Below are 840 nucleotides of genomic sequence, written 5' to 3'. Positions count from 1 at the left end.
CCGGCGCAGAAGGTGGTCGAGGCGTTCCCACTCGGCGCGGTGGGCGGTCACGTAGACGTCGAGGTCCATGATCGGCTGCTGCTCCAGGCACTGGCTGCGGACGGGTCCGTACTACTGCGGCGCGCTGCGGGTCAGCTTGGCAGACTGGCGTTCGGAGGGGTCGGGAAGGTTCGGAGAAGGGTGGGCGCCATGAGTGGGTTGGTGACGGGGGACGCCGTCGTACTGGGGTTGCAGCCGGCGCGGCTGCCGAGTCGGGCGCTCGCGTCGCTCATCGACCTGGTCGTGGTGTGGGCCGCGTATCTGCTGATCACGCTCGGGCTCGCGGTCGCCACGGCGTCGCTGGACGAGGCGGCGGTGGCGGCCGTGTCCATCGCGTCCTTCCTCCTTGTACTCGTGGGGGCGCCCATCGCGGTGGAGACGCTGTCGCACGGGCGGTCGCTGGGGAAGCTGGCCGTCGGGCTGCGGGTGGTGCGGGACGACGGGGGGCCGATCCGGTTCCGGCACGCGCTGGTGCGGGGTGCGATGGGGGTCGTGGAGATCCTGATGACCTTCGGGGTCGTCGCCTGTGTCGCTTCGCTGGTGTCCGAGCGGGGGCGGCGGCTCGGGGACGTCTTCGCGGGGACGCTCGTGGTGCGGGAGCGGATACCCGCGGCGCGGGTCCTGGCCGTGCCTCCGCCGCCGCCGTGGCTGGTGGGGCGGTTCGCCGGGATCGATCTCTCGGCGGTGCCGGAGGCGCTGTGGCTGGAGATACGTCAGTACCTGACGCGGGCCCGCGAGCTGGACCCGGTCGTGGGGCGGCAGCTGGCGGAGCGGCTGGCCGACGAGCTGGTGGCCCGGACC

Annotated in this window: 1 protein-coding gene; it reads left to right on the top strand. The window is 73.1% G+C overall.

The features are described 5' to 3' along the window. Positions 1-189: 189 nt before the first annotated feature. Positions 190-840 (top strand): RDD family protein (locus CCN56_RS36420; RefSeq protein WP_086832023.1); only part of this gene is annotated, 651 nt, incomplete at its 3' end.

Source organism: Streptomyces sp. NRRL B-24572, from assembly GCF_002156145.1.
GTDB classification, from domain to species: domain Bacteria; phylum Actinomycetota; class Actinomycetes; order Streptomycetales; family Streptomycetaceae; genus Streptomyces; species Streptomyces vietnamensis.
This window is presented reverse-complemented; position numbering and strand designations above follow the sequence as displayed.